Origin of the sequence: Pseudomonas sp. AKS31 (assembly GCF_023634765.1) — a bacterium.
Lineage (GTDB): Bacteria > Pseudomonadota > Gammaproteobacteria > Pseudomonadales > Pseudomonadaceae > Aquipseudomonas.
In genome coordinates this window covers 23,621-32,626 of sequence record NZ_JAMLFX010000013.1, presented here as the reverse complement: position 1 = coordinate 32,626, position 9,006 = coordinate 23,621, and the positions used below count along the sequence as shown (strand labels likewise).

Annotated in this window: 6 protein-coding genes; 4 read left to right on the top strand and 2 right to left on the bottom strand. The window is 58.1% G+C overall.

Annotated features, from left to right (window positions below):
* Nucleotides 1-39 precede the first annotated feature (39 nt).
* Both M9827_RS23395 and M9827_RS23390 read right to left on the bottom strand, forming a co-directional pair.
* Nucleotides 40-1,434 (bottom strand): PhoH family protein, encoded by a 1,395-nt coding sequence (locus tag M9827_RS23395; RefSeq protein ID WP_007914309.1) that lies wholly within the window; start codon nt 1,432-1,434, stop codon nt 40-42.
* A 337-nt stretch (nt 1,435-1,771) separates the two neighbouring features.
* Nucleotides 1,772-2,911 (bottom strand): polysaccharide deacetylase family protein, encoded by a 1,140-nt coding sequence (locus tag M9827_RS23390; RefSeq protein ID WP_502943466.1) that lies wholly within the window; start codon nt 2,909-2,911, stop codon nt 1,772-1,774.
* 244 nt (nt 2,912-3,155) lie between these two features.
* Between M9827_RS23390 and yaaA the strand changes: the two genes are divergently transcribed.
* From yaaA to M9827_RS23370, 4 genes are all read left to right on the top strand, one after another.
* Nucleotides 3,156-3,935 carry a peroxide stress protein YaaA gene (gene yaaA, locus M9827_RS23385; protein ID WP_250607366.1) on the top strand — a complete coding sequence of 260 codons (780 nt, stop codon included), beginning with the start codon at nt 3,156-3,158 and terminating at the stop codon, nt 3,933-3,935.
* An 810-nt stretch (nt 3,936-4,745) separates the two neighbouring features.
* On the top strand, nt 4,746-6,062 hold the full coding sequence (locus tag M9827_RS23380) for a nucleotide sugar dehydrogenase (RefSeq protein WP_122609548.1): 1,317 nt from the start codon (nt 4,746-4,748) through the stop codon (nt 6,060-6,062).
* A 251-nt stretch (nt 6,063-6,313) separates the two neighbouring features.
* Nucleotides 6,314-7,795: a mannuronan synthase gene (gene alg8, locus M9827_RS23375; RefSeq protein ID WP_371857959.1), complete on the top strand. Its 1,482-nt coding sequence runs from the start codon at nt 6,314-6,316 to the stop codon at nt 7,793-7,795.
* Between the two features lie 35 nt (nt 7,796-7,830).
* Entirely contained in the window at nt 7,831-9,000 is a 1,170-nt protein-coding gene (locus M9827_RS23370; protein WP_250607365.1) for an alginate biosynthesis protein Alg44, read from the top strand.
* Nucleotides 9,001-9,006 lie beyond the last annotated feature (6 nt).

Below are 9,006 nucleotides of genomic sequence, written 5' to 3'. Positions count from 1 at the left end.
CCGGGCGGCTTTAAGGGCCGCCCGGTTTTGGGTCAAGGGTTACAGATGCGATTCGGCGTATTCGGCCAGGATCGAGCGAGGCACCCCTTGCAGGGTGATGTGCACACCGTTAGGGAAATCCTTGAAGCGTTCGGTCAGGTAGGTCAGCCCGGAACTGGTTGCGGACAGGTAAGGGGTGTCGATCTGTGCGAGGTTGCCCAGGCACACCACTTTGGAACCGGCGCCGGCACGGGTGATGATGGTTTTCATCTGGTGCGGCGTGAGGTTCTGGCATTCGTCGATCAGGATCAGGCTCTGCTGGAAGCTGCGACCGCGAATATAGTTGAGCGATTTGAACTGCAACGGCACTTTGCTGAGGATGTAATCGACGCTGCCATGGGTGTTTTCGTCATCCATGTGCAAGGCTTCGAGGTTGTCGGTGATGGCGCCCAGCCAAGGCTCCATTTTTTCCGCTTCGGTGCCGGGCAGGAAGCCGATTTCCTGATCCAAGCCTTGCACGCTGCGGGTGGCAATGATGCGCCGATAACGTTTGCTGACCATGGTCTGCTCAATCGCAGCAGCCAGTGCCAGAATGGTTTTACCGGAGCCTGCCGCACCGGACAGGTTGACCAGATGAATGTCCGGATCGAGCAACGCGTACAGCGCCAGACTCTGATAGATGTCGCGTGGTTTGAGCCCCCAGGCCTCTTGGTGCAGCAGCGGTTCCTGATGCAGGTCGAGGATCAGCAGCTTGGCCTCGTCGATCTCCTTGATCCAGCCGACAAAGCCCTGTTCGTCAATGATGAACTCGTTGATGTGTACTGCCGGCAGGTTGTCGATCAGTTGCACTTGATGCCAGGTGCGACCGTGATCCTGACGGGTGTCGACCTTGCTCACGCGGTCCCAGAAAGAGCCGGTCATGTTGTGATAGCCGTTGGGCAGCAAGGACACGTCATCGACCAGTTGGTCGGTGCTGTAGTCCTCGGCATCGATGCCACAGGCGCGCGCCTTGAGGCGCATGTTGATGTCTTTGGTGACCAGCACCACAGGCTTTTTCGGATCGCGGGTATGCAGGTCGATCAGTTGGTTGATGATTTTGTTGTCGTTCAGATGCTCGGGCAGAATCAGGTTCGATTCGGCCTGTTTGCTCATCAGAATTGACAGCAAGCCCTTCGGCCCGCCCTTGCCGCGCTGGATCGGCACACCCAGTTCGACGTCCTCCGGGGAGGCATCGCCCAAGGTCTTGTCGATCAGCCGGATGGCCTGGCGGCATTCGGCGGCAACGCTGTGATGCCCGCTCTTGAGCTTGTCCAGCTCTTCAAGCACGGTCATCGGGATCGCGACGTGGTGTTCTTCGAAATTCAGCAGGGCGTTTGGATCGTGAATCAATACGTTGGTATCGAGTACATAAAGGATTGGCTGGTTGGAGGAAGGGCTACGTCCGTGATCATCCATACTCGGTCACCTTTGTCAGAGCCATTGGACGCAATACCTGAGCGGTGCTGCGCCTCGAAGTGACTGCCGAAATCTCACCTGCGGAGATTCAAGTGACTGCAAACAAACGGGTCTTGGAAGACGCCACCTGTGTTGCAGGTTTCGGCGGTCTGTCTTCGTAATACTCCAAAACCCATGACATAAAAAAGCACTTTGACGGTTTTTTTAAGTTTATTTTGCAGAGTGACGAAAAGCCCTTGGCGGACTGCCCAGACCCCGCTAAAGTCGGAAGTCCGCCTGCACCGAATTCTGCAAAAAAATCGCCTCAGGCCCAATGTTTACGGGCTTTTTCCGTTTCTCAGCGAAACGCGTCCTGACAGTCTTCCCAACCGATCCCGCTCTGCGCGGTTTGCGTGATCAACCACGGCAACGAGGTCTTCACCGCGTCCTGTTTCATGTTGAAATTGATCACTCCGTGGCGCCACAACAGCATCAGGGTCAGCACCCGCTGTGCACTCGGCGCGCCCCTGAGTTTGCCGGCGCCGTCCTGGGCGTCGATGTCCCACAGCGCCACTTGCAGGCCCTGGGTGTTGAAGAAACCCTGCGCATCGCTGCGGCGCTGCCCTTCCGGCGGACGGAACAGCGGCACGTAGTTTTCCGGCAATTTGTTCTTCACCAGGTCCGCGCTGCGCCGCACCGAATCCTGCCAGTCCTGCCAGTGACTGTGGGAACGGAACTCCCAGCCCTGCACGCCGACGCACTGTTTGGAGAACCCGGCTTGCAGGCTGCTCACCGAACGATCGGCCAGCCGCGCCTGAATATCCTTGCCCAGCACGAAGAACGTACCGCTCAGGTTCGATTTGCGCAGGTACTCGGTGAGCCAGTCGGTATTGTCCGGTTGCAGGTTGGCGGCGCTGTCAAAGGTCAGCAGAAACAGGCGGTCGTGCATCTCGTCGCCATTACGCTCGTAGTCGCCGAAACGATCGAATTCGTTGCTGGTCTGCGGGGACAGAGCGGCCTTGCGCAGCAACTCGTCGAGATACTGCAAATGGAAGATCCGACTCGGCTCGGCCCACTTGGTGTAATAGCTGTCGTCGCTGACCACGAACTTGGCGGCTTGCTCGCGCAGGGTCGGCAAGTCTTCGACAAGGAAGCAGAATGACGCGTCCTGATCGCAGCTTTGCTGGGCGTAGTTATAGTTGGCCAACAGGCGCTGCCAGAGGCGCTGGCGCAGGCTGTTGACCGCGTCGACATTGACCGTACGCAGGCCCAGACGCTGGGCCAAAGCGGCCTCGTCGATCGACTCAGTACCGAGCAGACCACGGGCGAACATGAGGATTTCCGCCCGGGACGCCACATCAAACAGCGTCGGATTGCTGAGCTGCTCTGGCCAGGTGCTGCGATCCAGCGTCGCCACATCGCCCGGCGCCGCTACGGCACCAAAGCTCAACAGCCACGCGGTGAATAAAAGAACAATGCGCAAAAGGGATGTCTCCATAACAAAACCCGCGCGGCACTATATCGCGGGTGGATCAAAAGAAAGATCAAAAGATCGCAGCCTTCGGCAGCTCCTACCTGTGCCTCCATTGAATCATTGCGATTTCATGTCGAGCACAATCTGTAGGAGCTGCCGAAGGCTGCGATCTTGTTCCATGACACCACCGATCACCTATCACGCTCATAGCTGGAGTCAACTCGGACAACCCCCTAGAATCGCCCCCACGATTAAAGGAGACGACTTCATGCTGATGGTGATTTCCCCCGCCAAGACCCTCGATTACGAAACACCGCCGGCGACCCAGCGTTTCACTCAGCCGCAATACCTCGACCATTCCCAGGAACTGATCCAGCAATTGCGCGACCTGACCCCGGCGCAGATCAGCGAACTGATGCACGTGTCGGACAAGATCGGCGGGCTCAACGCCGCGCGTTTCGGCAGCTGGACGCCAGCCTTCACGCCAGACAATGCCAAACAGGCGCTGCTCGCGTTCAAGGGCGATGTCTACACCGGTCTCGACGCGCAGTCTTTCAGCGAAGCCGATTTCGATTACGCGCAAAAACACCTGCGCATGCTCTCTGGCCTCTACGGCTTGCTGCGCCCGCTCGATCTGATGCAACCGTACCGTCTGGAAATGGGCACCAAACTGGCCAACGCCCGTGGCAAAGACCTGTACGCCTTCTGGGGCACGCGTATCAGCGAGTGGCTGAATGAGGCGCTGGCCGATCAGGGCGATGACGTGCTGCTCAACCTTGCCTCAAACGAATACTTCTCGGCGGTCAAACGCACAGCCCTGAACGCGCGGATCATCAACACCGAGTTCAAGGATCAAAAGAACGGCCAATACAAGATCATCAGCTTCTACGCGAAAAAGGCCCGTGGCCTGATGAGCCGTTTCGTGATCCAGGAAAAGATCAACGATCCGGCACAGCTCAAGCAGTTCGATGTGCAGGGTTATCGCTACAGCGCTGAGCAGTCGAAACCGGACAATCTGGTGTTTTTGCGCGACCACGCCCCCGAATAAAGCATGCCTAATGCACGACTCTTTCTATAAAGAGTCGTGCAGCTCGCACGATGTCAAAAATCCCCCGCCTGTTTTCGCCATTTTTATGGCGCCAAAATAATACCCCTACCTTTTCTAATATTAGTTTCACTCGACACTGATCAATTTTTTCAGTAGTGGCACCTGATTTTTTTCACCGTAGTGGCACAAAACTATCTAACGTGATTTTTCGCCTGTTAATAAAGGTCGAAAACGAAAGTGCTATCAAATTGAGACTAGTGCCATCTCTGACAATATTTCAAAAAATTTCAGATTTCGCGATGAGCGGACAGGAACTTCGTCCGAATGCATAGCTCATACCACCGGTAACGATTCTCGCTGAGTTTGTACGAGATAACTTACGCGGAGCAGATAGCCATGTAACCAAGTTGTCACAGCAACTTGCCTAGATGACTAACTAGTCTCAAAACAGACGCTGGACAGGAGATACGCACCATTTATATCCCCTACAAAGGCCATGGCCGCGCCCCTATAAACGTGCTCGCCTGAGCACCCAACCGCTTGATTTACTGGACTTTTATCCTGACATCGAGCGCGTAAGACGATTGCACAAGAGTCTTCTCCAAAGAAGATCGGCTGCATAACAGGGCAAGTCATAACAACAAGGCCTGGTTGCGCACATCTTGAGTGCACTTATTTAGACACTCGAAACTTAGTATGCCTGCACACGGCGTTGTGGCGCCTGTATGCCGCACTTTCGAGTGCACTAATGAACGCTGAACACCATTAACTCCGGCCCTCTAAGGCCTGATATATACAGAGGTAATTGCGATGCGCATCAGCATATTTGGTTTGGGTTACGTTGGCGCAGTATGTGCCGGTTGCCTGTCTGCACGGGGCCATGACGTAGTTGGCGTCGATGTTGCCAAAGACAAGATCGACATGATCAACGCCGGTAAGTCGCCGATTGTTGAACCGGGCTTGGGCGAACTTCTGCAACAGGGTATCCAGACCGGTCGCCTGCGTGGCACGACCAACTTCGCCGAGGCGATTCGCGACACCGACCTGTCGATGATCTGCGTCGGTACGCCGAGCAAGAAGAACGGCGACCTCGAACTGAACTACATCGAAGCGGTATGCCGCGAGATCGGTTTTGTCCTGCGTGAAAAAACCACCCGCCACACCATCGTCGTGCGCAGCACCGTACTGCCGGGCACCGTTGCCAACGTAGTGATCCCGATTCTTGAAGACTGCTCGGGCAAGAAGGCCGGTGTCGACTTCGGCGTTGCGGTCAACCCTGAGTTCCTGCGCGAATCCACCGCCATCGCCGACTACGACCTGCCACCGATGACCGTCATCGGCGAGTTCGACAAGGCCTCGGGCGACGTTCTGCAATCGCTGTACGAAGAACTCGACGCACCGATCATCCGCAAGGACATCGCCGTTGCCGAGATGATCAAGTACACCTGCAACGTCTGGCACGCGACCAAAGTGACCTTCGCCAACGAGATCGGCAACATCGCCAAAGCGGTCGGCGTCGATGGCCGTGAAGTGATGGAAGTGGTCTGCCAGGACAAGACCCTCAACCTGTCCCAGTACTACATGCGCCCAGGCTTCGCCTTCGGCGGTTCGTGCCTGCCGAAAGACGTGCGCGCCCTGACCTACCGCGCCGGTTCGCTGGACGTCGAAGCACCGCTGCTCAACTCGCTGATGCGCAGCAACGAATCGCAAGTGCAGAACGCTTTCGACATCGTTGAAAGTCACGACAAACGCAAAGTCGCCCTGCTCGGCCTGAGCTTCAAGGCCGGCACCGACGACCTGCGCGAAAGCCCGCTGGTGGAACTGGCCGAGATGCTGATCGGCAAGGGTTACGACCTGAGCATCTACGACAGCAACGTCGAGTACGCCCGTGTTCACGGCGCGAACAAAGACTACATCGAGTCGAAAATCCCGCACGTGTCGTCCCTGCTCAATTCGGACTTCGATTCGGTGATCGACAACTCCGACGTGATCATCCTCGGCAACCGCGACGAGAAGTTCCGCCCGTTGGCCCAGCAAGCGCCGCACGGCAAGCAGGTCATCGACCTGGTCGGCTTCATGGCCAAAGCCACCGACGCCGGTACGCGCACCGAAGGTATCTGCTGGTAAAGCAGACGTTGCGCGCCGCCGCGTAACCCATAGGCGGCGCGCAACCAATGTGTGAACCCAAATGTAGGAGCTGCCGAAGGCTGCGATCTTTGCCCCAAACGCTTGAGTCCCGAGTGAACCGGCAAAGATCAACAGATCGCAGCCTTCGGCAGCTCCTACAGGGTTCGCCCGAATTGCGCGTGACATCGCAGTTCTTTGTAAGCCTGCCTTAACCCCATCGGGCTCGCCCGAGATAGAGACGGATGCAGATTATGCACAGGCTAAAGCACGGCCTACTTCAGGCCGCCGGTTGGCTGTTTTACCTCAGTTTGTTGATGGGCCTGGCCTTGATGCTGCCCACGTCCACATTCGACTCCGAGTCGAAGGACTTCATTTTCCTGATTGGCGCCGTGGGTATCTGGCGCTACTCGATGGGTGCAACGCACTTTGTGCGCGGCATGATTTTTCTCTACATCGTTTACCCGCACCTGCGCCGCAAAGTGCGCAAGCTGGGTAAGGCGGCGGACCCGTCGCATGTGTTCCTGATGGTCACCAGTTTCCGTATCGACGCGCTCACCACCGCGCAGGTCTACAGCTCGGTGATCCGTGAAGCCATCGACTGCGAACTGCCGACCACCGTGGTCTGCTCGATCGTGGAAATGTCCGATGAGCTGCTGGTCAAGGCACTGTGGGCGCGGATGAATCCGCCCGACCGCGTGAAGCTCGACTTCGTGCGCATTCCCGGCACCGGCAAACGTGATGGCCTGGCCTATGGTTTCCGCGCGATCTCCCGCCACCTGCCGGACGACCGCGCCGTGGTGGCCGTGATCGACGGCGACACCGTGCTCGGTGAAGGCACCGTGCGCAAGACCGTGCCGTGGTTCCAGCTGTTCGGCAACGTCGGCGGCCTGACCACCAACGAGTTCTGCGAAGTGCGCGGTGGCTACATCATGAGCGAATGGCACAAGCTGCGTTTCGCCCAGCGCCACATCAACATGTGCTCGATGGCCCTGTCCAAACGCGTGCTGACCATGACCGGTCGTATGTCGGTGTTTCGCGCCACCGTGGTGACCAACCCGGAATTCATCGCCGACGTTGAAAGCGACTCGCTGCAACACTGGCGTCTGGGCCGTTTCAAGTTTTTGACCGGCGACGACAAGTCGAGCTGGTTCAGCCTGATGCGCCTGGGTTACGACACCTTTTACGTGCCTGACGCAGCGATCAACACCGTTGAACACCCGCCGGAAAAGAGCTTCATCAAGGCCAGCCGCAAACTGATGTTCCGCTGGTACGGCAACAACCTGCGCCAGAACTCGCGAGCGCTGGGCCTGGGTGTGAAACGCCTCGGCGCGTTCACCTCAGTGGTGCTGTTCGACCAGCGCGTATCGATGTGGACTTCGCTGCTCGGCCTGACCGTGGCGCTCATCGCCAGCTTCAAGTACGGCACCGCATTCATCCTGGTTTACCTGCTGTGGATCGGCATCACCCGCTTGATTCTGACGTTGCTGTTGTCGTGTTCCGGTCACCGCATCGGCCCGGCTTACCCGGCGATTCTGTATTACAACCAGATCGTCGGTGCGCTGGTGAAGATCTACGTGTTCTTCCGCCTCGACCAACAATCCTGGACTCGCCAACCCACTTCCCTGACCCGTGATCTCGCCAGCTTTCAACGTTGGTTCAACACCTGGTCGTCTCGGACCATGACCTTCTCCGCCGGCAGCATTTTCGTCGCCGTGCTGCTGATGATGGTCTGACCTGCCCCTATTGAATTAACAAGGAAATCGCCCCCATGAATACCGCCGTCAACGCCAACGTAGTGCATGAATCCGAAGCCCAGCGCCAACACGCCCGCGTGAAAATCCCGGCCAAACTGCGCTTCTTCGGCCCCGACCGGACGCCAATGGAAGCGCGGGTCCTCGACCTGTCCGCCGGTGGTCTGGCGTTCAACGCCGGGCAAATGCCGCTGACCATCGGTGAGGTGTACAAGGCCCGCCTGCAATTTGTCATCGACAACCTCGGCCTGGCCATGGACGTTGAACTGCAAGTGCGTTCCTTCGACCGCCAGACCGGCCGTGCCGGCTGCCAGTTCCAGAATCTGGAGCCGCAGGATATTTCCACCCTGCGCCACTTGATCACTTCGCACCTGGCCGGCGACATCGTCAGCATGGGTGAAGTGCTGGCAACCCTGCAGCGTGACAACTTCACCAAGGCGCGCAAGGTCAAGGACGGCGGCAGCGGCATGACCCCGTTCGGTCGTTTGAAGGCGGTGACGTTCAGCGCCGGTATCTTCGCGGTCGGTCTGGTCGCGGCGGGTTTCATTTTCAAATCGGTATACGGCATGTACTTCGTCAGCCACGCGCAGGCCGGTCTGGTCAGCGTGCCGGGGATGAACATCACCATGCCGCGTGACGGCACCGTGCAGAGCCTGGTCAAGTCCGATGGCGTCGCCGCCAAAGGCGCGCCACTGGCAACCTTCAGCACCAGCATGCTCGACGTGCTCAAGGGCCATCTGGACGAAGACCAACTGGCACCGGCCAAGGTTGAAGAGCTGTTCGGCAAGCAAATGACCGGCACCCTGACCTCGCCGTGCGATTGCACCGTGGCCCAGCAACTGGTGGCTGACGGTCAGTACGCGAGCAAGGGCGATGTGATCTTCCAACTGGTGCCGCGTAACACCCAGGCCACCGTCGATGCACGCTTCTCCTATCGCCAGTTCGGCGACGTGCGTCCGGGCACCCCGGTCAGCTTCCAGATCGCCGGCGAAGACAAGACCCGCACCGGCAAGATCGTCAGCAGCACCAGCCTGAAAAGCGCCGACCTGTCCTCCGACATCCGCGTGCAGATCCAGCCTGACGAGCCGCTCGACAGCAGCCTCGCCGGCCGCCCGGTGGAAGTGAACAGCGACCGTGGCCCGAACCTGAACTGGCTGATCGACAAAGCCATGGCTGCCGGTCTTTAAGTCGAG

Bases quoted from the DNA above. Each gene is read 5' to 3' on its own strand.
- yaaA (WP_250607366.1), top strand. From the start codon at position 3,156: ATGCTGATGGTGATTTCCCCCGCCAAGACCCTCGATTACGAAACACCG.
- M9827_RS23390 (WP_502943466.1), bottom strand. From the start codon at position 2,911: ATGGAGACATCCCTTTTGCGCATTGTTCTTTTATTCACCGCGTGGCTG.
- M9827_RS23395 (WP_007914309.1), bottom strand. From the start codon at position 1,434: ATGGATGATCACGGACGTAGCCCTTCCTCCAACCAGCCAATCCTTTAT.
- M9827_RS23380 (WP_122609548.1), top strand. From the start codon at position 4,746: ATGCGCATCAGCATATTTGGTTTGGGTTACGTTGGCGCAGTATGTGCC.
- M9827_RS23370 (WP_250607365.1), top strand. From the start codon at position 7,831: ATGAATACCGCCGTCAACGCCAACGTAGTGCATGAATCCGAAGCCCAG.
- alg8 (WP_371857959.1), top strand. From the start codon at position 6,314: ATGCACAGGCTAAAGCACGGCCTACTTCAGGCCGCCGGTTGGCTGTTT.